Consider the following 21,390-nt stretch of genomic DNA (forward strand, 5'->3'; position numbering starts at 1 on the left):
CACGGTACTCACCTACGATGACGGATATGACCTACCAGTCGCCGCTGCTGGCCGCCCCCGGATCGATCGCGCCCGGTGAGGGCGTCGTGGAGCAGGGGGTTCCCTGGCATTGGGGCGATCCCTTCGCCGAGCAGCGCACCGCGTCCCGCGGGGTCGCGGTGGTCGACCGGTCGCACCGTGAGGTGCTCAAGGTGACCGGTCCCGAGCGGCTTTCCTGGTTGCACCTGGTGATTTCCCAGCACGTGACGGAACTGCCCGACGGTGCGAGCACCGAGGCGCTCGTCCTGGACAGCCAGGGCCACGTCGACACCCACATGGTGCTGGCGCACGTGGGCGAGGCCGTCTACCTCGACACCGACCCCGGTGCGCACGCCACCAGCGCACTGCCGAGGGGCGGCCCGCAGACCCTGCGCGAGTACCTGGAGGCGATGCGGTTCTGGTCGAAGGTGGAGATCAGCGACGTCACCGGTGACCTGGCCATCCTGACCCTGCTCGGGCCGGACGCCGACCAGATCCTGTCCGTTTTGGACATTCAGCTCGCCGCCGCGCCCTACGCGGTGACCGGGTTCGAGGGCGGTTTCGCCCGCCGGATGCCCTGGCCAGGACGGTCCAGTGTGGACCTCGCGGTGCCGAGGGCGGAACTGGCGGACTGGTGGCGGCGGATCACCGATGCCGGTGCCCGCCCGGCCGGCAGCTGGGCCTTCGACGCGCTGCGCGTCGAGTCGCTGCGACCCCGCCTCGGCGTGGACACCGACGAGCGCACCATCCCCCACGAGGTGAACTGGATCGGCAGTGCCGCACACGTGGCGAAGGGGTGCTATCGAGGCCAGGAGACCGTGGCCAAGGTGTTCAACGTCGGCAGGCCGCCCCGCCGCATGCTGCTGCTGCACCTGGACGGCTCACCGGAGGTCTACCCCGAAACGGGGGATCCGGTGCGGCTGGGCGAGCGGATCGTCGGCCGGGTGGGCAGCGTCGCGCGCCACCACGAACTGGGTCCGGTGGCGCTGGCACTGATCAAACGATCGACTCCGATCGACGCGGAACTGCTTGCCGGCGACGACGATCGCGTCGTGCAGGCCGCGATCGATCCGGATTCGGTGCCCACGGAGGGTGCCGCGCCGGGTCGGGTGGCGGCCGCCCGCCTGCGTGGCTGAACGGAGAACCCGGCCTAGCGCGCCGGGGTGGGATGGAGCAGGATGTCCGCGTGATCGAAGTCCGGCCCGGTGGACGCCGCCGCATCGACCGCGTCCTGGACCCCGGCTACGTCGAAGCCCTCGCCGAGCTGTCCCTCGGTGAGCTGCGCGAGCGGCGGGACGAGGCCGCCCAGGAAGAGACCGACCTGTCGTACCTGCGCCGGCTCCTGCACGTCCGGATCGACATCGTGCGCGCGGAGCAGCAGCGCCGCAGCACCGGCGGGCAGACGAGCATCGTCGACCAGTTGGCCACCATCCTGTCCGACAACACGCTGCGCCCCGCCCGCGGTTCCGGGCGGCATCAGGCGCTGGAGCCGTCGCGGGCCGGTGAGCACCGGCGGCAGGCGGAGGCGCTGGCGGGCAACATCGATCTGACCGACGTCGGTTCCCTCAGCGACGCGAAGCTGGACGCGACCCTGCACGACTACGTGGAGGAGGAGGCGTCGGTGTCCGCGCGGCGCCGCGAGGTGCAGGCCGTGGTGGACCTGCTCAACGCCGAGATCGCCACCCGCTACGCCAGCGGTACCGCGTCCGTGGACGAACTGCTCGCCGCCGAACGCGCCCGCGACGACGAAGATCGAAGTTGACCCGAAGCTCTAGGTCCTAGCTAGTTCGCGTGCTCCATGGCGGCCAGTTCGCTCCAGTACTCCCGCAGGGCGCTGAACAGCTCGGCGATCTGCTCGACGTCCCCCGCCCGCAGCGCATCGAGGATGGCGTGCACCTCTTCGGCGGAGGCGTCCGATTCGAGGACCGGATCGTCGATCAGCTGCACGAGCCCGCCGTAATCGAGTTCCACCGCCGAGGCCGGGTCGAAGTTGGCCAGCCACTGTTCGGTTTCCGCGAGGATCCGGGTGGGGCCGGAGTCCCCGAGGGTGTTCTCGATGAGTTCGCGGGCCTCGGCCGCGCGTGCCAGCGCGTCGGGCATGGCGACCCGCCATGACAGCTCTCGGTCCGGGTCGTCACGCCCAGTGCCCAGGTGCAGCCGCCGCTGCGCCGGGTCGACCAGGGCGAACCACGGCAGCGGGACCGTCCAGGTGGTGGACAGCACGTGCACGGCCGCGCGAGAAAGTTCGCTCAAGGCCGCACTGGCGCGGGAGCGCACCGCCTCGGCGCTGACCCCGCCCGCCTCGAGCACGGTGGCCCGCAGGGCGGGTGGCGCCTCCCCGAGGAAGCTGACGAGTGCGGCCGCCGAGCGGGCGCGCACCTCCAGCGGGCAGATCAACGGCCCCGGGCCCACCTCCCCCGGTACGTCGGCCGGATCCAGCACGAGGAAATCGGTGCCGGTGCCGGGGACGGCCCGGCCGTCGGGGAGCTCTGCGGGCAGCAGTCGAGCCGGAGCCGAGGTCTGTGATTTGAGCCACAGCCGCTGTTCGCGCTCGCCGACGGTCGCCCGGGTCAGCTGAACGGCCTCGATCGCCTTTCGTAGCTGGTCAGCGGGTGTTTCACGGAAAGCGGACAGGGGCTCATACACCCGCAGGTAGGCCACGAACGGTCGAAGCACAGTTGAATCGTGGCACGTCGGGTCGCACCGGGGGGCGAGACGGGCGGCACGGTGAGAGAGATGCTCGCCACGAGAGGAGATGCCACGTCGCATTCTCCCCCTCGGACAAGGTACGGTGTGGACAGGAAATAGTTGTCGAACATGCGGGGCCGCCGTTTCCCCCGGCCGCCCCGTCCCTGTGCGAGGGGGTCGAGCCATGGGGCGCGGCCGGGCTAAGGCCAAGCAGACGAAGGTGGCGCGAGAGCTCAAATACAGCACTCACGACACTGACTTCGATGCTTTGCAGCGCGAGCTGTCAGGTAAATCCTCTCAGAACTCCCACGACGAGGACGAGTTCAAGGACCCGTACGCGATCGAGGACGACGACGAGGACTACGACGACTACCGTCGTTGACGCCGACGAAGCACGAGGGCGAGGTCCGGGGAGATTCCGGACCCCGCCCTCGTTCCTCGTCGTGCTCCGGGCTCACCGGATCTGAAGGAGTGTGCGATGGCGGACATCCAGCGCGTCGGCGTGGTTGGTGCCGGACTGATGGGCTCGGGAATCGCGGAGGTGCACGCGAGAGCGGGCATCGACGTGGTCGTCACCGAGGTCAGCCAGCCGGCCCTGGACGCCGGACGAGCCCGGATCGAGAAGTCGCTGCAGCGCGGTGTCCGCGCGGGCAAGCTCACCGAGGCCGACGCCGAGGCGGCGGTGAAGCGGCTGACGTTCACCACCGACCTCTCCGCCTTCGCCGACCGTGATCTCGTCGTCGAGGCCATCCTCGAGCAGGAACAGGCCAAGGTCGAGGTCTTCCGGTCGCTGGACAAGGTCGTCGAACGCGAGGACGCGATCTTCGCCTCGAACACCTCGTCCATCCCGATCATGAAGCTGGGGATGGCGACCCGCCGTCCCGCGCAGGTGATCGGCATCCACTTCTTCAACCCGGTCCCGGTGCTGCCGCTGGTCGAGCTGGTGCCTTCGCTGCTGACCGGCGAGGAGACGATCGCCCGCGCCGAGGCACACGCCACCGAGGTGCTCGGCAAGACCGTCATCCGCTCGCAGGACCGCGCCGGGTTCATCGTGAACGCGCTGCTGGTCCCGTACCTGCTCTCCGCGATCCGCATGATCGAGTCCGGGTTCGCCTCGGCGGTGGACATCGACCGCGGCATGGAACTGGGCACCGCGCACCCGATGGGGCCGCTGCGCTTGTCCGACCTGATCGGTCTCGACACGATCAAGGCGATCGCCGAGTCGATGTACGAGGAGTTCAAGGAGCCGCTGTACTCGCCGCCGCCGCTGCTGCTGCGCATGGTCGACGCCGGGCTGCTCGGCAAGAAGAGCGGACGAGGCTTCTACTCCTACGCCTGAGCCCCACGTCTGAGCTCGGCCCTGCCCGGGCATGAGCAAGACAGCACTCGCCGAATCACCGCTCAGTCGTCGTAGCTGCCGCGGCGGCCGCGTTTGACGTCGCCGCGGCGCTTCTTCTCCGCCAGGCGCCGTTCCTTCGCACCCCGCGTGGGTTTCGTCGGGCGCCGTTTCGGCGGGGGCGGCGCCGCCGCGTCCCGGAGCACCGCCACCAGCCGCGCCCGCGCAGCCTCGCGGTTCGCCAGTTGCGCACGATGCTCACTCGCGGCGATGGTCAGCACGCCACCGGTGAGCCGGGACGCCAGCCGGGCCAGCAAGCGCGGGCGCAGATCGTCCGGGATCGACGGTGATGTCGCCACGTCGAAGGACAGTTCGACGCGAGAGTCCGTGGTGTTCACGCCCTGGCCGCCGGGACCGGACGACCGGGAAAACCGCTCACGCAGTTCCCCGGCCGGGATGACCAGGCGGCGCGTGACGGCGAGATCAGAACCGGGGGTGGTCACCGGACAGCACCGCGCGGGGTCCCTCGGTGTCGTCGGTGGCGCGGACCTCACCCAGGATCCAAGCCGGGACATGCCGCGCGGTGAGCACGGCGAGCGCCCGGTCGGCGTCCTCGGGGCTGACCACCGCGACCATGCCGACGCCCATGTTGAACGTCTTCTCCATCTCGGCCCGCGCGACCTTGCCGCGCTGCGCGATCAGGGCGAACACCGGCGCCGGGGTCCAACTGCCGCGTTCGAGGTCGGCACGCAGTCCGGCGGGAAGCACGCGCGCCAGATTCGCCTCCAGGCCACCGCCGGTGATGTGGGCGAAGGTGCGCACTTCGGCCTCCGCGGCGAGCGCGAGGCAGTCCTTCGCGTAGATGCGCGTCGGTTCGAGCATTTCCTCGCCGAGGGTCCGGCCGAACTCCTCGACATGACCTTCCAGCGGCAAGCGGGCGATGTCCAGCAGCACGTGCCGCGCCAGCGAGTAGCCGTTGGAGTGCAGTCCGGAGGAGCCCATCGCGAGCACCACGTCACCGGGCCGCACCCGTTCCGGGCCGAGCAGTTCGGAGGCTTCCACCACGCCGATGCCGGTGGCGGACAGGTCGTAGTCGTGTTCGCCCATCAGGCCGGGGTGCTCGGCGGTCTCCCCGCCCAGCAGCGCGCAGCCCGCCTGGACGCAGCCTTCGGCGATGCCGCCGACCAGCTCCGCGATCCGCTCCGGCACCACCTTGCCGACCGCGATGTAGTCCTGCAGGAACAGCGGCTCCGCACCGGTCACGACCAGGTCGTCGACCACCATGGCCACCAGGTCGATGCCCACGGTGTCGTGCTTGTCCAGCGCCTGCGCGATCGCGATCTTGGTGCCGACCCCGTCGGTGGACGAGGCGAGCACCGGCTCCTTCCACCGGTCCAGCTTCAGGGAGAACAATCCGGCGAACCCGCCGACGCCGCCGAGTACCTCCGGCCTGCTCGCCCGCGCGGCGTGCGGCTTGAGCAGCTCGACGGCTTGGTCACCGGCGTCGATGTCGACCCCGGCGGCGGCGTAGGTGGCGTTCGTGGACTCGCTCACGGCAAGCGGACTCCAGACTGGTCTTGAAGCGTCAGGGACGCCGGACGGCGTCCCCAGCACCGTACCCGGCCTGGCTGACGGTCAGGGAAGGTGCGGGGCTCCCCGCGCCGTTGTCCATGCTCTCCAGCAGATGCTTGCCGATCAGCGCGTCCTCCGGCAGCGGGATCGGGTAGTGGCCGTCGAAGCAGGCCGTGCACAGCCGGGTCTTCGGCTGTTCGGACGCCGCGACCAGGCCTTCGAGTGAGACGTAGCTCAGCGAGTCGGCACCGATGAGCCGCCGGATGCCTTCCAGATCGGCCCCGTTGGCCACCAGTTCGGCCCGCGAGGCGAAGTCGATGCCGTAGAAGCACGGCCAGCGCACCGGTGGCGACGCGATCCGCACGTGGACCTCCAGCGCACCGGCCTCGCGGAGCATGCGGACCAGCGCGCGCTGGGTGTTGCCGCGCACGATCGAGTCGTCGACCACGACCAGCCGCTTGCCGCGGATCACCTCGCGCAGCGGGTTGAGCTTGAGGCGGATGCCGAGCTGCCGGATGGTCTGCGACGGCTGGATGAAGGTGCGCCCGACGTAGGCGTTCTTGACCAGGCCCTGGCCGTACGGGATGCCGGAGGCCTGCGCGTAGCCGATCGCGGCCGGGGTGCCCGACTCGGGCACCGGGATCACCAGGTCGGCCTCGACCGGGCTCTCCTGTGCGAGCCGTTTGCCGATCTCCACCCGGGTGGCGTGCACGCTGCGGCCCGCGATGGCGGTGTCGGGACGGGCGAGGTAGACGTACTCGAACACGCAGCCCTTGGGCTCGGGATTGGCGAACCGCGAGGAGCGCAGCCCCTCCGCGTCGATCGCGATGAGCTCACCGGCTTCGACCTCGCGGACGAACGAGGCGCCGATGATGTCGAGGGCCGCGGTCTCACTGGCGATCACCCAGCCGCGTTCGAGCCTGCCCAGCACCAGCGGGCGCACACCGTGGGGGTCGCGGGCCGCGTAGAGGGTGTTCTCGTCGGAGAAGACGAGGCAGAACGCGCCCCGGAGGGTGGGCAGCAGTTCGAGTGCCGCGGCCTCGATGCCCTTGTCCGCGGCGGAGGCGGCGAGCAGTCCGCAGACCAGGTCGGAGTCGCTGGACGAGCCGGTCAGGCCGGCGTGCGGCTTGAGCCCGGCTTCCAGCGTGCGGTCGCGCAGCTCCGCCGTGTTGACCAGGTTTCCGTTGTGCGCGAGGGAAAGCCCGCTGCCGGTGTCCGTGGTGCGGAAGGTGGGCTGGGCGTTCTCCCAGGTCGAGGAGCCGGTGGTGGAGTACCGGCAGTGCCCGACGGCGATGTGGCCCTGCAACGACGAGAGCACCTGCTCGTCGAAGACCTGGCTGACCAGGCCGAGGTCCTTGAAGACCACGATCTGCTTGCCGTCGGAGACGGAAATGCCGGCGGCTTCCTGCCCCCGGTGCTGAAGTGCGTACAGGCCGTAGTAGGCCATCTTTGCGACTTCTTCGCCTGGTGCCCAGACACCGAAGACGCCGCATTCCTCACGCGGTTCGGACTCGGGCTGGTCGTGCGCGATGTGGTCGGAAACCACGAAAGTGCTCCCTGGAGACGAGGGCATGCCACCCATCAGTGTAGGTGGCACTCGGCCGGACGCGACGGTCTGCGGACGTGACCTTTCGCTCCTTCTCCCTGCCTCCAGGGCACTCACTCCGCCCGGTGACACGTTTCAGCCGGTCGCGGCCAGCCATTTCGCGCGGCCGTGCTCACCCGGAACCCAGCAGCCGTGCACCCGGCCAGGGACCGCGTACGCGTCGTCGGCGAGGGTGAGCAGGTCGTCGAGGACCCGGCGTGCGGTGCCCTGGCTGCGCCAGAGCACGCGCCGCGGGGCCAGGACGTCGGCCTCGTCGCCGGGTAGCCGGAGAGCGGTCGCGTCGTCCTCGGCCTCGAGCCGGATCATGTCGATGACCGAGTCGTGCACCCGGATCCCGACGACCGCGACGATCCGGCCCTGGTCGTCGCGCGGGTGCAGGAACTGGTACCCGCGCTCGATGAGGTCGGCCAGCCGCATGTCGAGACGCTGTTCATCCGAGCACATCGTCGAAGTCGCCGTCCTTCGCGCCGGCTACGAACGCGGCCATCTCGTCCCGCGTGTAGACGAGTGCCGGGCCGGAGGGGAACCGTGAGTTGCGGACGGCGATCTCGCCTGTGGGCAACGAGGCGAGTTCCACACAGTTGCCGAGGGCGCCGCTGCGGGCGCTCTTGCGCCAGGCGACGCCGGTGAGCAGGTCCGCAGGCAGGCCGTTTTCGATTCGTCCGGTCATGGTTGTCCTCGCCTTCCCCGATGCTTACGCGAGAGTGGCAGTGCAGATGCACGTGCATTTGCACTGTAGTCGGGAAATTACCAGGAGTGTCGGCGCAAGGAAAACGCTCGGCATTATGCCGGTGCGCAGCGTGTTTGTCCTGCTCAGCAGGTGGCTGTTCGATCGAGTGAACCGCTTCCCTGATCGGACCGCCGCGGTCGTGACGGAGAGTTGCGAGAGCCTGCCGTTACAGCTCAGCCAGGCGCTTGATGAGCATTTGCCTACTTCGATCGGGTGTTTCTGCGTCGACCGTCAGCCGGTCGAAGGCCCGGCCGTAGAGCTCGAGCTCGTCCGCCTTCTCCAGATAGGACGCGCCGTTGAGATGTTCCAGGTAGGCGATGTTCGGCAGCTCCGGCTCGGCGAACTGCAGCAGGGAGAAAGCGCTCTCGGCGGCGAAGCCGGACAGGTCGAACGGCACGATCTGGACCGAGATGTTCGGCAGCTTGATCAGGTCGAGCAGGTGCTCGAGCTGCCCCTTGAGCACCGCGACCCCGCCGACGGGCCGGTGTAGCACCGCCTCGTCGAGCACCGCCCACAGCCGCGGCGGTTTCGGCCCGGTCAGCAGCTTCTGCCTGCGCATCCGCACCGCGACGCGGCTTTCCGTCCTCGGGTCCTCGTTGTCGGGGTTGCCCCTGCTCACCACCGCGCGTGCGTAGGCCTCGGTCTGCAGCAACCCCGGTACGAACATCAGCTCGTAGGTCCGGATGCGGGTGGCCGCCTCCTCCAGTCCGATGTAGTTGTCGAACCAGCCGGGCAGCGTGTCCCCGAAGCGGTGCCACCAGCCGGGCTGGTTGCCCTGCTTGACCATCTGCCGGGCCCAGTCGCGGGTCGCCTCGTCGTGCACCCCGTACATGGTGAGCAGGTCGGCGACGTCGCGTTCCTTGCAGCCCACGCGGCCGAGTTCCATCCGGCTGATCTTGGACTCCGAGGCGCGGATCTCCCAGGCCGCCTGGGCGCGGGTGATGCCCGCGTCCTCCCGGAACCGGCGCAACTGGGTGCCGAGGATCATCCGTCGTGCGGTCGGGCCGGTGCCCTGCTCCGGCTCAGCAGAGTCGGCCAAAGCCATCGGGAGGACCTTCCTCAAGTCGTGGCTGGGATCGGTGGGAAAGAAATCACCCGACTACCGAAGGTACACCGCGACGGGGTGCGGCCATAGGCACCGGGCGCTCCCGCCGCATCTCCGGCGGGCAAGGCCGCCGGGCTCAGACGCGCACGATCGGGAGCCAATGGGAGAGGTCGGCGCGGGTGCCGGAGGCCGAAATCCGGCCCGCCGCCAGCGCTTCGGTCCACTTTAGACGACCGGTGGCCAGTTCGAGCCAGGTCTTCGGATCGGTCTCGATCACGTTGGGCGGGGTGCCGCGCGTATGCCTCGGCCCCTCGACGCACTGCACGGCGGCGAAGGGCGGGACCCGCACCTCCACGCTTCGACCCGGCGCGGTCGAGGCCAGGGCGCGTAGGCTGAGCCGCACGGCCGCGGCCAGTGTCGCGCGCGGCGGTTTCTCCCCTTCTCCGCTCAACCACGCCGAGGTCGCCTCGACCGCGGCACGTAACTCTGCGGGGTTGACCGAACGCGAAGTGGGCATGGGGGAACAGTAGAGTGAACGTCAGTACTGAGGCACGCGAGACGTGGGGTTGAACATGGCGCAGCGGGACGAAGCGGACCGGCTCGTACCGAGTCCCCAGGCCGGCGGAAGACTGGGCAAGCCCAAGATCACCGACGAGATGCGCGCCAACGCCAGGGCCAATCCGAACAGCTGGCTCTACGTGATCGACGAGGCGTTCGACCCCAACGGCCCGGTGCCGTCGTGGGCCGTGGTGGGTGCGTACCCGGTCAACGCCGCGGGCCACATCGTCGAGGACTTCCACCCCAACGACCGTTACCGCCCTTCCCCGAAGGCGCTGGGCTTTCCCGAGCCCGCCAACGAACTGGAGCGGTTGCTGCAGCTGGTCCGCACCCAGCACCGCCCCACCGAGGACCTGCCGCCGGTGATCCTCAACGCCACGCTGTTCGTGTACGCGATGTCGCCGTTGCAGCGCACGGTGATCGGGTTCCACAACACGGACGGCCGGGTGATGGTGCCCGCGTACACCTCGAAGAGCCTGGTGCCGCGGGAGTGGCCGCACGCCAGGGCCGTGCTCGGCCGGGACATCGTGCCCCTGCTGGCGGGCCATCCGGTGACGATCAACCCGCATGACGTGGTCACCGCGGTGGTGCCCGCCGAGCATCTGGAACAGGCGCTGGCGGCCGAAGGGCGCCGCTGATCAGCCATCCCGGCTGCTTCTCGGCGAAGATCACTCCCAAGGGTGATCATCGACTCGCACATCGTGGCGGCTGACGGCATCGTGGCTTCCGGAGGATGGGAGTCGCCGTGCGTCGTTGGAATGTCAAGCTACGCCGCAGTGGCGTGGCGATCTGCCTTTCGGGCTGCCTGACCAGTGCCCTGCTGGGCCTCGCGCCGACCGCGGCCGCCGCCGGCCGGGGCGCGGCGGACTACAGCCTGGCGGACTCGACTTTCGCCGGTTCACAGATCGCCCGGTTCGAGGGTGTGGTCCCGGTGCCCATCACCGGCACGGCCCGCTCCGATCGAGCCGATCGCTCCGATCGCGCCGGCCTGGGCAAGGCCGATCGGGGCGGCGATCTCCTCGGGCACGACGTGAGCGGCCATCAGGGCGACGTGGACTGGCAGGCGGCCTGGCGTGACGGCGGCCGCTTCGTCTACGTCAAGGCCACCGAGGGCAACGGCTTCATCAACCCGCGTTTCACCCAGCAGTACAACGGTTCCTACCAGGTCGGCATGATCCGTGGTGCCTACCATTTCGCCCGGCCGGACGTCTCCGATGGTGCGAACCAGGCGAACTACTTCGTGGACCACGGCGGCGGCTGGTCGCCCGACGGCAGGACGCTTCCCGGCGCGCTCGACGCCGAGTACAACCCCTACGGCGATGCCTGTTACGGCATGGACCCCGTCCGGCTCAGCAACTGGCTCGCCGATTTCTCGAACACCTACAAGGCGCGCACCGGCCGATTCCCGATGATCTACACCTCCACCCGTTGGTGGAACAAATGCACCGGGAGCAACGCGAGATTCGGTGGGAACAACCCGCTGTGGATCGCGCGTTACGCGCCCGAGATCGGCCCGCTGCCCGCGGGCTGGACCCGGGAGGCGATCTGGCAGTTCTCCGATCGCGGGGCGCTGCCCGGCGACCAGAACCGGTTCAACCAGGCTTTCGGGCGGCTTCGGGACGTCGCGAGGGCCGCTTCCTGATGGTCTAGTCCATGCGGAGGACGACGAAAGTCGGATCTTCGGAAGCGACATGCGTAAATAACTCACCTGACGCCGAAATTTCACGGAATTCGGTGACAAGTCGCCCTGGGGTCATCAAGAATCACGCGCGGACGGCTCCCTGCAAACGGCCGTCCATCGCGAGGGCAACAGGAAGAGGTAACGCAATGTCGGTTTCACGAAGAAGATGGCGGCAGTTCGCCGCGGTTGTCGCCACCGCTTCCGCCGCGGTCCTGCTGGGAGGCATGACCAATCCGGCGGGCGCCGCGCCGAAGTCGATCGACGGGATGCCGATCGACCGGTATGTGGCCACCCACGATCACCCGATGGGCTCGCAGATCCGCCGTGTCGAGGGAGACGGGTCCACCCCCGACAGCCGGGCGCGGGCACGGATGCCGCAGGGGCTGAACGCCGACGGACTGGCCGCCACCGCCACGGTGGCCGGTATCGACGTCAGCGGTTATCAGGGCAACGTCGACTGGAACGGCTACTGGGCGGACGGCATCAGGTTCGCCTACGTGAAGGCCACGGAGAGCACCACCTACACCAACCCGTATTTCACCCAGCAGTACAACGGTTCCTACAACGTCGGGATGATCCGCGGTGCCTACCACTTCGCGACCCCCGACACGTCGAGCGGAGGCACGCAGGCGAAGTACTTCGTCAGCCATGGGGGCGGCTGGTCGGCGGACGGGAAGACCCTTCCCGGCGCGCTGGACATGGAATACAACCCGTACGGCGCGACCTGCTACGGCCTGTCGAAGAGCGCGATGACCGTCTGGATCAAGGACTTCAGCGACACCTACCACTCGCTGACCAACAAGTACCCGACGATCTACACCAGCACCAACTGGTGGAGCCAGTGCGTCAGCGGGGACTTCAGCTCGACCAACCCGCTGTGGGTCGCCCGGTACGCCTCGACGGTGGGCACGCTGCCCTACAACTGGAGTTACTACACGTTCTGGCAGTACAGCTCCAGCCCGATCGACCAGGACACCTTCAACGGTGCGTACGACCGGCTGGTCGCACTCGCCACCAACCACGACTGAGCCGACCGGTCCGAAGGGGGCTCCCGCCTTTCCCGGCGGGAGCCCCTCGCCATGAACGGCCGCCGAGGGGCAGAATTCGGCGCGAAGCGATGTCGGGGCATGGGGGAACGGGAACCAGGCACGGCGTCGGTACGTCCGAAGCGGCGTAGTGACTGGCGAAAGGCGACGTCGATGACCTATCCACCGCAGCCGGGGCAGCCCGATTACGGCCAGCAGCCGGATTCCTATGGTCAGCAGCCCGGCGGGTACGGCCAGCCCGGTGGGTACGGTCAGCAGCCCGGCGGCTATCCCCAACCGGGAGGCTATCCGCAGACCGGCGGATTTCCCCAGCCCGGTGCGCCCCAGCCCGGTGCGCCGCAGTACGGGCAGGGTGGCTACACCCAGCCCTATCCGGCTTTCGACCCCTCGGCGGGCGGTGGTGGCGGCTACCCGCCCACCGGTCAGTTCCCGGGTTACCCCGGAGGACAGCCCGGCGGCGGTGGTGGTGGCAAGAAGGGCCTGTGGATCGGGCTGAGCATCGGCCTCGTGGTGATCCTCGCCGCACTGGGGATCACCGGTTTCTGGGTGCCGGGCTTCTTCCTGAGCAAGGATTCGGGCGGGCAGGCGGCCGCGCAGGCCGCGGCGCAGTCGGTCGCCGATGCCGTGGCCAAACACGACCAGACCGCGCTGAACGGCCTGAAGTGCGGCGACGCCACCTCGGCGGTAACCAGCCTGATCAAGGACGTGTCGGCCGTCAAGACCGTCAAGCTGGGTCCGGTGCAGGTCAACGGCAACCAGGCGACCGTCGCGGTGAACTACACCACCAGCAAGGGAGCGGGCAGCCTCGCCGCCGTGCTGGCGAACGAGAACGGCAAGTGGTGCTGGAAGGACACGCAGAGCGACAGTGCCGCCGGCAGTTCGTCCCCGACCTCGTCGACCCGGTCGAGCCGCTCGTCGAGCTCGTCGTCGAGTTCGTCGTCGAGTTCGAGTTCGGACAGCGGTGCCGACTCCCCGGCGGGCAAGCTCGTGAACGACTTCATCGACAAGGTCAACGCCGGGGACAGCTCGGGTGCGATGACCATGGTGTGTCAGAAGGACGTGACCGACGTCCAGAAGTCCGCCAGCGACGCCGCCTCGAAGGGCGCGAAGCTCAGCGTCGACGTCCGCGTCTTCGGCTCGATGGCGACGGGCACGCTCTCGGGGACCGTCGGCGGTGACTCGGTCGGTGGGATCGTCACCGCCGGCCCCGAAAGCCCCGACAGCAGCACCAACATCTGCATCGACAACTTCGCCTACTTCTGATCGACGGCCATGCGGCCGAGGCCGGGACGCCTCGGCCGCATGATCATCGCCGCGACGTGGTACGTGCAGGGCGTTTCCGCGCGGTTGGCGTAGGACAGGGTCACGTCCGCCGCGAGGTAGAGGGAGTCTCCCTCGCGCAGGACGACGGTCTCGCCGTCGACGGTGAGGGTCAGTGTGCCGGTCTGGACCACGATGAACTCGTGTGAGCCCGCCGCGTAGGGCGGGTAGGTGCCTGCTTCGCAGTGCGGCGGCAGGGTCGAGCGGATCCACTCGAAGTTCACGCCGGGGACCACGGGGGTGAGGATGGTGCGCTCCCACCCGCCGGGCTCGGCCACGGTGTCCTGCTCGGCGGCCCGGCGGAGGATCATCCGTTCCGGCGGGGTGAGCAGTTCGGCGAGAGGGATGCCGAGCCCGGTGGCGATGCGGTCGAGCACCACGACGGTGGGCGCCTTCGCCGCGCGCTCGACCGCGGACAGCATGCTCACGCTCACTTCCGAGCGCTCGGCGAGTGCTTGCAGGGTCAGGCCCCGTTCGGTTCGCGCCGCCTGAATTCGCTCACCCAGTGCCACCAGGTCCATGTATCCTATAGTAGTGGATCATTCTTCTATAGTGAAATCGGCGAGTCCGGACGATCTCCCCGGGATTGCCGAGATCTACGCGTACTACGTCGAGAACTCCACCGCCACCTTCGAGCTCGAACCACCCGGCGAGGCCGAATGGGATCGGCGTTTCAGCGCGATCGTCGACGCCGGCCTGCCGTTCCTGGTGGTGGAAACCTCGGGGAAGCTCGCCGGATACGCCTACTGCGGCCCATGGAAGACCAGGCCCGCCTACCGCCGGACCGTGGAGGATTCGATCTACCTCGCGCCGTGGGCGGTCGGGCAGGGCCTCGGCGGCCTGCTGTTCCGCGAGCTGCTGACGCGATCCGCCGCGGCGGGTCTCCGCGAGATGATCGCGGTGATCGTGGACAACGGGAGCGACGGCGCGTCCGCCGCGCTGCACCGCCGCCACGGCTTCGCCGAAGCGGGGCGGCTCACCAACGTCGGCTTCAAGCACGGCCAGTGGCTCGACACGCTCCTGATGCAGCGCAGCCTGACCCCCGAAGGGCCGTGAAGGGTCCCTTCACGGCCCTTCGGCGGGGGGATCCTCAGCCGAAGATCTCGGGGAGGGTGCCCTCCCAGGCCGCCCGCAGCTCGTCGAGGGGGAAGTCCGCCACGCCCTGGATCTCCAGGCTGTCCGACTCGGGGTCCACCACCCCGGTCTTCCGCCACGGCAGACCCCGCGCGGTGCACATCTCGGTGAACCGCAGCTCCTCGGTGCGCGGCACGGCCACCAGCACGCGACCGGCGGACTCCGAGAACAGCTGCACGAACGGGTCGGCGTCCTCGTCGAGGAAGATGCGCGCCCCGCACTGACCCACCAGCGCGGTCTCCACCACCGCCTGGGCGAGGCCACCGTCGGACAGGTCGTGCGCCGCGGAGATCATGCCGTCACGGGAACCGGCGACCAGGATCTCGGCGAGCAGGCGCTCGTGCTCCAGGTCCACCTTCGGCGGCAGGCCGCCGAGGTGCCCGTGCATGACCTGCGCCCAGGCGGAGCCGCCGAACTCGTCGTGCGTCTCGCCCAGCAGCAGCAGCGTTTCCCCGGCCTCGGCGCCGATACCGGTGGGGATGCGGCGCCGGACGTCGTCGATCACGCCGAGCACGCCGACCAGCGGGGTGGGCAGGATCGCGGTGTCGCCGGTCTGGTTGAAGAAGCTGACGTTGCCGCCGGTCACCGGGATGCCGAGCTGGGCACACCCGTCGGCGAGGCCGTGTACGGCCCGCTCGAACTGCCACATCACGCCCGGATCGGTCGGGGCGCCGAAGTTGAGGCAGTCGGTGACGGCGAGCGGGGTGGCACCGGTGGTGGCGACGTTGCGGTACGCCTCGGCCAGCGCGAGCTGGGCGCCGGTGTACGGGTCGAGGTAGACGAACCGGCTGTTGCAGTCGGTGGACACCGCGACCCCGCGGCCGGTGTTCTCGTCGATCCGGATCAGGCCCGAGTCGGCGGGCTGGGCGAGCACGGTGTTGCCGCGGACGTAGCGGTCGTACTGCTCGGTGACCCAGTCCTTGGCGGCCTGGTTCGGCGAGGAGATCACGCGCAGCAGCGTTTCCCGCAGCTCTTCCGCGGTGGTCGGCCGGGGCAGCGCGTCCGGGGTGTCGGCCTGCAGCGCGTCCTGGAAGGACGGCCGCTCGATCGGCCGGTCGTACACGGGACCCTGCAGGGCAACGGTGCGCGGCGGCACGTCGACCACGGTCTCACCGCGCCAGGTGATGACCAGGTGGTCGCCGTCGGTCACCTCGCCGATCTCGGTGGCGAGCACGTCCCACTTGCGGCAGATCGCCATGAACTCGTCCACCTTGGACGGTTCGACGACCGCGCACATGCGCTCCTGCGACTCGCTGGAGAGGATTTCCGCCGCCGTCATCCCCTCGGCTCGCAAGGGAACGCGGTCGAGGTCGATGAACATCCCGCCGTCGCCTGCCGCCGCGAGTTCCGAGGTCGCACAGGACAGCCCGGCGCCGCCGAGGTCCTGGATGCCGACCACGAGCTTCTTCGCGAACAGTTCGAGGCAGCACTCGATGAGTACCTTCTCGGTGAACGGGTCACCTACCTGGACGCTGGGCAGCTTCTTGCGGCCGCTGCCGGACTCCTCCCCGGAGAAGGTGTCGCTGGCCAGTACCGACACGCCGCCGATGCCGTCGAGACCGGTGCGGGCCCCGAACAGGATGATCTTGTTGCCGGTGCCGGAGGCGAACGCGAGGTGCAGGTCTTCGGCCCGCATCGCGCCCACGCACAGCGCGTTCACCAGCGGGTTGCCCGCGTAGGACGGGTCGAACACGACCTCGCCGCCGACGTTCGGCAGGCCGAGGCAGTTGCCGTAGCCGGCGACACCCGCCACGATCCCGGGCAGCACGCGACGGGTGTCGGGGGCATCGGCCGGGCCGAAGCGGAGCGAATCGGCCACCGCCAGCGGGCGCGCGCCCATCGCGAGGATGTCGCGGACGATCCCGCCGACCCCGGTGGCCGCGCCCTGGTAAGGCTCCACATAGGACGGATGGTTGTGGCTTTCCGCCTTGAACGTGACGGCCCACCCGTCCCCGATGTCCACCACGCCCGCGTTCTCGCCGATGCCGGCCAGCATCTTGGCCTTCATCTCCTCGGTGGTGGTCTCCCCGAAGTAGCGCAGGTGCTTCTTGGACGACTTGTAGGAGCAGTGCTCGCTCCACATCACCGAGTACATGGCCAGTTCGGCGTCGGTGGGCCTGCGGCCGAGGATCTCGCGGATGCGGGCGTACTCGTCGTCGGCGAGGCCGAGTTCGCGGTAGGGCTGCGGGGTGTCCGGGGTTTCGGCGGCGTGCGCGGTCGTGTCGATGACCAGGGATTCCGTCACCTCTCCAGGGTAAACGGGCCCCCTCGCGCCGGCGTGGGGGGCCAACGGGCCTGAGCGGGTAAAAATCGCTCGCCCCGCCATCCGTGGCTCCCTACCTTGAAAAGAATGCGCCTGCCCACCCGGCTGACTCCGCTGCGTTACCTCGCCGCGCTTCTCCGCGCGAGCCCTTGGCTCGCGACCGCGTCGGGCCTGCTCGGCGCGGTCTGGCTGCTGCCCGGTGCGCTGCTCCCGCTGGTGGCCGGGGACGCGGTCGAGGCGATCGCCCGTCACGAACCGCTCACCGGTGAGGTCCTGCTGGTCGCCGGTCTCGGCGTGCTGCAGGCGTTGTCGGGCACGGGAGTGTATTTCACCGCGCACACACTGTGGATCCACGGCGCCGAAACGACCCAGCGCGCGGTGTCCGGCCACGTGGCGCGCCTCGGTGCATCGTTGAGCGCGCAGGCCGCGACGGGTGACGTGATGGCGATCTCGTCGAACGACGTCTCCCGGGTCGGCAACCTGCTGGAGGTGCTGGGGCGGCTCATCGGTTCGGTGGTGGCCTTCGTCACCGTCGGTGTCGTGCTGCTGGTCATCTCGCCACTGCTGGGCCTGGTGGCCGTGATCGGGGTGCCGCTCGCCGTGCTCGGGATCGGCTGGCTCGTCGCCCCGTTGCAGCGCCGTAAGGGTGACCAGCGCGAAAAGCTGTCCGAGGTGAACGCGCTCGCGGCGGACATCGTCTCCGGGCTGCGGATCCTGCGGGGCGTCGGTGGGGAGCGCCGGTTCCTCGACCGGTTCCGGCAGGCGAGCCGTCGGGTGCGCGGAGCCGGGTTCGACGTGGCGCGGAGCGAATCGTGGCTGACCGGGGCGGAGGTGCTGCTGCCGGGACTGGTCACGGTCGCGATCACCTGGCTGGGCGCGCACCTGGCCGTGGCGGGCACCATCGGCGTCGGCGAGCTGGTCACCTTCTACGGGGCGTCGGCCTTCCTCCTGGTGCCGGTGAGCACCGCGACCGAGGCCGCCGGGATCTTCGCCGCGGCGACGGTGGCCGCGAAGAAGGTCTGCGGGGTGCTCAGCCTGCGCCCGGCCCTGCCGGAGCCGGAGCAGCCGGTCGCACTGCCGGAGGGAGCACTGGAGTTGCACGACACCGAAACCGGCATCACCGCCGTCGCGGGCAAGCTGACCGTGATCGACGCGGGGCCTGCCGCCGAGCCGCTCGCGGCGCGGATGGCGCGGTTCAGCGAGGCGGCGGAGGGGGAACGGGTGCTGGTGTCCGGAATCCCCGCCGACCGGGTCGCGGTCGCCGAGCTGCGCTCACGGGTGGTCTACGCGCACAACCAGGACCTGTGGTTTTCCGGGGTGTTGCGCGAGCAGTTGGTACCCCCGCAGCGGGCCGAACGGGCGCTGTGGGCGGCCGATGCCGGGGACATCGTGGCCGGGTTCCCCTCGGGCATGGACGAGGTGATCGGCGAACGGGGGCGCGAGGTGTCCGGCGGCCAGCGCCAGCGGCTGAACCTGGCCAGGGCGCTGGCCACCGACGCCGACGCACTGCTGCTCGACGAGCCGACCTCGGCGGTGGACACGCACACGGAGGCCCGCATCACCGAACGGGTCGCACGGCTGCGGCGCGGCCGGACCACCGTGGTGTTCACGGAAAGTCCGTTGTGGACGAATGTGGCGGACGAGGTGATCACATGCCGGTGAGGCTGCCACTGGCCACCGCGGCAGAGGCCCGCGCGTGGCTCGCCGCGACCCTGCGTGCCCGTCGGCGCGCCTTCGTCGTGGTGATCGGCCTGTTCTGCCTGGCGTCGGTCGCGGGCCTGGCCGGGCCGCAGATCCTGGGCCGGCTGGTGGACTCCGTGGTCGCCGGTTCGCCGCGGATCGACGTGCTCGCGGTGTCGTTCGTCGTGATCCTGCTGCTGCAGGCGGCGCTGAAACAGATCGCGCGGGCCAGGGCGGGCATGCTCGGCGAGCGGGTGCTGGCCGAAACCAGGGAACGATTCGTCGAGCGGGCGTTGAGCCTGCCGCTGGGCACGGTGGAGGCGGTGGGCACCGGCGACCTGCTCAGCCGTGCGACCACCGACGCCGACCGCATCCAGTACGCGGTCCGCAACGCCCTTCCCGAGATCGCGGTCGCCTCGATCACCACGGTGATCACGGTGGCCGCCATGATCGTGACCTCGCCGCTGCTGGCACTGGGCCTGCTGGCCGTCCCGGCGGTCCTGTTCCTGCCGACGCGGCGGTACCTGCGGGGTGTGCCGCCGGTGATGGAACGGATGCTGGACCACTGGGCCGACGTGCAGACCAGGTTGCACGAGACCGCGGACGGCGCACGGACCGCGGAGGCGCTCAGCCTGGTCGGCCACCGGATCGCGCTCGGGGACCGGACCCTCGAGTCGGCGATCCGCGAGGAGCGCAGGCTGCGGTCGATGGCCGTGCGGTGGGTGCCGTGGCTCCAGTTGTCGCAGGTACTGCCGATCGCGGTGATGCTGCTGATCGGCGGCTGGGCCTACTCCGCGGGTCTGGCCGGGCTCGGCACCGTGGCCACCATGGTCATGTACCAGCAGGCGCTCGCCGCCCCGGTCGAGGAACTGCTGTGGTGGATGGAGGACATGCAGGTGTCGGGCACCGCGCTGCGGCGCGTGCTCGGTGTGCGCGGGCGCGAGCAGCAACGGCACGGCGGCACTCCTCAGGGCCGCGAAATCGTGCTGCGCGAGGTGCGCTACGGGTACTCGGCCGATCGCGAGGTGCTGCACGGGATCGACCTGCGCGTGCCGCCGGGCGAGCGGTTGGCGATCGTCGGCCCGTCGGGAGCGGGCAAGTCCACGCTCGGCAGGCTGCTCGCCGGGGTGGCCACCCCGGATTCGGGATCGGTGACCATCGGTGGTGCGGAGGTCTCGGCGCTGCCGGAGGACCTGCTGCGCCGGGAGGTGTTGTTGCTCACGCAGGAGCAGCACGTGTTCGCCGGCACCCTGCGGGAGAACCTGACCCTGCCCGCCGGGGAATGGACCGACGAACAGCTGGTCGCGGCACTCGGCGCGGCCGGGCTGGCGGACTGGCTGGCCACCCTGCCCGAGGGGCTGGACACGCGGCTGGGCTCCGGGGCGCGGGCGGTGCCCGCGGCGGTCGCGCAGCAGCTCGCGCTGGCCAGGGTGGTGCTGGCCGACCCGCACACCGTGGTGCTGGACGAAGCGACCTCGCTGCTCGACGACTCCTCGGCGCGGAAACTGGAAAGCTCGCTGCGCCGCGTGCTCGGCGGGCGGACGGTGATCGCGATCGCGCACCGTCTGCACACGGCCGCGGCGGCCGACCGCGTCGCCGTGGTGGAGGACGGCCGGATCACCGAGCTGGGCCCGCACGCCGGACTGCTCGCGGCGGGCGGGCCCTATGCCCGGCTGGTGGAGGCTCAGGCGGTGGCGGCGACCAGGGCGTCGACCGCCGAGTAGAACATGCCGAGCCCGTCGTCGGAGGGACCGGTGAGGGCGTCGATCGCGTGCTCGGGGTGCGGCATCAGGCCGACCACGCGGCCGTTCGCGCTGCACACCCCGGCGATGTCGTTACGGGAGCCGTTCGGGTTCTCGCCGACGTAACGGAACACGACGCGGCCTTCGCCCTCCAACTCGTCCAGAGTGGACTGGTCGGCGACGTAACCACCCTCGCCCGACTTGAGCGGGACGAGGATCTCCGCGCCCTTCTCGTAGCGGCCGGTCCAGCTCGTGGTGTTGTTCTCCACGCGCAGCCACTGGTCGCGGCACACGAAGTGCAGCTTCGCGTTGCGGACCAGCGCACCGGGCAGCAAACCGGCCTCGCACAGGATCTGGAAGCCGTTGCAGATGCCGAGCACGGGCATGCCCTTGCGGGCCGCCTCGACGACCGAGGTCATCACCGGGGCGAACCGGGCGATCGCGCCGCAGCGCAGGTAGTCGCCGTAGGAGAACCCGCCGGGCACGATCACCGCGTCCACACCGTGGAGGTCCTCGTCGGCGTGCCACAGCGACACCGCCTCGGCGTCGGCGTAGCGGGCCGCGCGGGCCGCGTCCACGTCGTCGAGCGTGCCGGGGAAGGTGATCACGCCGATCTTCACGACAGCCTCCGCACGGTCCATTCCTCGATCACCGGGTTGGCGAGGAAGCCTTCGGCGATCTTGGCCAGCGTCTCGTCGTCGACCGAGTCGTCGACTTCGAGCTCGAAGTGCTTGCCCTGGCGCACCTCGCGCACTCCGGTGAAGCCCAGGCGCGGCAGGGCTCCTGCCACGGCCTGGCCTTGCGGGTCCAGGATCTCGGGTTTGGGCATGACATCGACCACGACTCGGGCCACGGCGGGGCGCTCCCAGGTATTCGCAGGTAGGAGGTACCTCTCGAGGGTAACCGAGTGGGCGCCGAACCGGTGCGGCGGCCTGGAGGCGGCAGCGCGGTCATCCCGTTGGCGGCTTGAC

23 protein-coding genes are annotated in these 21,390 nt (G+C 69.9%); 11 read left to right on the forward strand and 12 right to left on the reverse strand.

Going from position 1 to position 21,390, the window contains the following annotated elements; translation table 11 throughout:
- Positions 1-26 precede the first annotated feature (26 nt).
- Entirely contained in the window at positions 27-1,154 is a 1,128-nt protein-coding gene (gene ygfZ / locus ORV05_RS33520; protein WP_268755874.1) for a CAF17-like 4Fe-4S cluster assembly/insertion protein YgfZ, read from the forward strand.
- Positions 1,155-1,204: 50 nt separating this feature from the next.
- Positions 1,205-1,780, forward strand: coding sequence for an RsiG family protein (locus ORV05_RS33525; protein ID WP_268755875.1), 576 nt, complete (start codon positions 1,205-1,207; stop codon positions 1,778-1,780).
- A gap of 20 nt (positions 1,781-1,800) precedes the next feature.
- Here the strand turns inward: ORV05_RS33525 and ORV05_RS33530 are convergent, their stop codons facing one another.
- Complete coding sequence (locus ORV05_RS33530; protein ID WP_268755876.1) at positions 1,801-2,694, reverse strand: hypothetical protein; 894 nt, start codon at positions 2,692-2,694, stop codon at positions 1,801-1,803.
- A 196-nt stretch (positions 2,695-2,890) separates the two neighbouring features.
- Between ORV05_RS33530 and ORV05_RS33535 the strand changes: the two genes are divergently transcribed.
- A complete protein-coding gene (locus ORV05_RS33535; protein WP_144586201.1) occupies positions 2,891-3,088 on the forward strand; it encodes a DUF3073 domain-containing protein in 198 nt (65 codons plus the stop codon).
- 96 nt (positions 3,089-3,184) lie between these two features.
- A complete protein-coding gene (locus ORV05_RS33540; protein ID WP_268755877.1) occupies positions 3,185-4,045 on the forward strand; it encodes a 3-hydroxybutyryl-CoA dehydrogenase in 861 nt (286 codons plus the stop codon).
- A gap of 62 nt (positions 4,046-4,107) precedes the next feature.
- Here ORV05_RS33540 and arfB read toward each other — a convergent pair whose 3' ends face one another.
- From arfB to ORV05_RS33575, 7 genes are all read right to left on the reverse strand, one after another.
- Complete coding sequence (arfB, locus tag ORV05_RS33545; protein WP_268755878.1) at positions 4,108-4,545, reverse strand: alternative ribosome rescue aminoacyl-tRNA hydrolase ArfB; 438 nt, start codon at positions 4,543-4,545, stop codon at positions 4,108-4,110.
- The gene (gene purM / locus ORV05_RS33550) at positions 4,526-5,596 is read right to left on the reverse strand and encodes a phosphoribosylformylglycinamidine cyclo-ligase (RefSeq protein ID WP_268755879.1); all 1,071 of its coding nucleotides are present in this window, start codon (positions 5,594-5,596) and stop codon (positions 4,526-4,528) included. Before purM ends, arfB begins: the two co-directional genes overlap by 20 nt.
- Before the next feature lie 31 nt (positions 5,597-5,627).
- Positions 5,628-7,160: an amidophosphoribosyltransferase gene (purF, locus tag ORV05_RS33555; RefSeq protein ID WP_268755880.1), complete on the reverse strand. Its 1,533-nt coding sequence runs from the start codon at positions 7,158-7,160 to the stop codon at positions 5,628-5,630.
- Between the two features lie 135 nt (positions 7,161-7,295).
- Positions 7,296-7,637 carry a hypothetical protein gene (locus ORV05_RS33560; protein ID WP_268755881.1) on the reverse strand — a complete coding sequence of 114 codons (342 nt, stop codon included), beginning with the start codon at positions 7,635-7,637 and terminating at the stop codon, positions 7,296-7,298.
- A 13-nt stretch (positions 7,638-7,650) separates the two neighbouring features.
- The gene (locus ORV05_RS33565) at positions 7,651-7,890 is read right to left on the reverse strand and encodes a DUF397 domain-containing protein (RefSeq protein ID WP_144586195.1); all 240 of its coding nucleotides are present in this window, start codon (positions 7,888-7,890) and stop codon (positions 7,651-7,653) included.
- Between the two features lie 226 nt (positions 7,891-8,116).
- The gene (locus tag ORV05_RS33570; protein WP_268755882.1) at positions 8,117-8,995 is read right to left on the reverse strand and encodes a helix-turn-helix domain-containing protein; all 879 of its coding nucleotides are present in this window, start codon (positions 8,993-8,995) and stop codon (positions 8,117-8,119) included.
- A gap of 136 nt (positions 8,996-9,131) precedes the next feature.
- Complete coding sequence (locus ORV05_RS33575; RefSeq protein ID WP_268755883.1) at positions 9,132-9,512, reverse strand: sterol carrier family protein; 381 nt, start codon at positions 9,510-9,512, stop codon at positions 9,132-9,134.
- A 55-nt stretch (positions 9,513-9,567) separates the two neighbouring features.
- Between ORV05_RS33575 and ORV05_RS33580 the strand changes: the two genes are divergently transcribed.
- From ORV05_RS33580 to ORV05_RS33595, 4 genes are all read left to right on the forward strand, one after another.
- Positions 9,568-10,191, forward strand: a complete 624-nt coding sequence (locus tag ORV05_RS33580; RefSeq protein WP_268755884.1) for a type VII secretion system-associated protein — start codon at positions 9,568-9,570, stop codon at positions 10,189-10,191.
- Positions 10,192-10,286: 95 nt separating this feature from the next.
- Complete coding sequence (locus ORV05_RS33585; RefSeq protein WP_407652635.1) at positions 10,287-11,195, forward strand: lysozyme; 909 nt, start codon at positions 10,287-10,289, stop codon at positions 11,193-11,195.
- A gap of 185 nt (positions 11,196-11,380) precedes the next feature.
- On the forward strand, positions 11,381-12,262 hold the full coding sequence (locus ORV05_RS33590) for a lysozyme (RefSeq protein ID WP_268755886.1): 882 nt from the start codon (positions 11,381-11,383) through the stop codon (positions 12,260-12,262).
- 171 nt (positions 12,263-12,433) lie between these two features.
- A complete protein-coding gene (locus ORV05_RS33595) occupies positions 12,434-13,543 on the forward strand; it encodes a hypothetical protein (protein ID WP_268755887.1) in 1,110 nt (369 codons plus the stop codon).
- Here ORV05_RS33595 and ORV05_RS33600 read toward each other — a convergent pair.
- Positions 13,534-14,121 carry a helix-turn-helix domain-containing protein gene (locus tag ORV05_RS33600; protein ID WP_268755888.1) on the reverse strand — a complete coding sequence of 196 codons (588 nt, stop codon included), beginning with the start codon at positions 14,119-14,121 and terminating at the stop codon, positions 13,534-13,536. The two genes, ORV05_RS33595 and ORV05_RS33600, sit on opposite strands and share 10 nt — an antisense overlap.
- Positions 14,122-14,152: 31 nt before the next feature.
- On the opposite strand from ORV05_RS33600, the gene ORV05_RS33605 reads away from it, so the two are divergent.
- On the forward strand, positions 14,153-14,656 hold the full coding sequence (locus tag ORV05_RS33605) for a GNAT family N-acetyltransferase (protein ID WP_268755889.1): 504 nt from the start codon (positions 14,153-14,155) through the stop codon (positions 14,654-14,656).
- A 34-nt stretch (positions 14,657-14,690) separates the two neighbouring features.
- Here ORV05_RS33605 and purL read toward each other — a convergent pair whose 3' ends face one another.
- A complete protein-coding gene (gene purL / locus ORV05_RS33610) occupies positions 14,691-16,979 on the reverse strand; it encodes a phosphoribosylformylglycinamidine synthase subunit PurL (RefSeq protein WP_268755890.1) in 2,289 nt (762 codons plus the stop codon).
- Positions 16,980-17,084: 105 nt separating this feature from the next.
- Between purL and ORV05_RS33615 the strand changes: the two genes are divergently transcribed.
- Entirely contained in the window at positions 17,085-18,659 is a 1,575-nt protein-coding gene (locus tag ORV05_RS33615) for an ABC transporter transmembrane domain-containing protein (protein WP_268755891.1), read from the forward strand.
- On the forward strand, positions 18,650-20,401 hold the full coding sequence (locus tag ORV05_RS33620) for an ABC transporter ATP-binding protein (protein WP_268755892.1): 1,752 nt from the start codon (positions 18,650-18,652) through the stop codon (positions 20,399-20,401). Before ORV05_RS33615 ends, ORV05_RS33620 begins: the two co-directional genes overlap by 10 nt.
- Here the strand turns inward: ORV05_RS33620 and purQ are convergent.
- Together purQ and purS are read right to left on the reverse strand one after the other, a co-directional pair.
- Positions 20,362-21,039: a phosphoribosylformylglycinamidine synthase subunit PurQ gene (gene purQ / locus ORV05_RS33625; protein WP_246127695.1), complete on the reverse strand. Its 678-nt coding sequence runs from the start codon at positions 21,037-21,039 to the stop codon at positions 20,362-20,364. The genes ORV05_RS33620 and purQ overlap by 40 nt on opposite strands.
- On the reverse strand, positions 21,036-21,272 hold the full coding sequence (gene purS / locus ORV05_RS33630; RefSeq protein WP_144587841.1) for a phosphoribosylformylglycinamidine synthase subunit PurS: 237 nt from the start codon (positions 21,270-21,272) through the stop codon (positions 21,036-21,038). The genes purQ and purS overlap by 4 nt, the downstream gene beginning before the upstream one ends.
- Positions 21,273-21,390 lie beyond the last annotated feature (118 nt).

It is taken from the genome of Amycolatopsis cynarae, from assembly GCF_026802195.1.
Taxonomy (GTDB): domain Bacteria; phylum Actinomycetota; class Actinomycetes; order Mycobacteriales; family Pseudonocardiaceae; genus Amycolatopsis_E; species Amycolatopsis_E rhizosphaerae.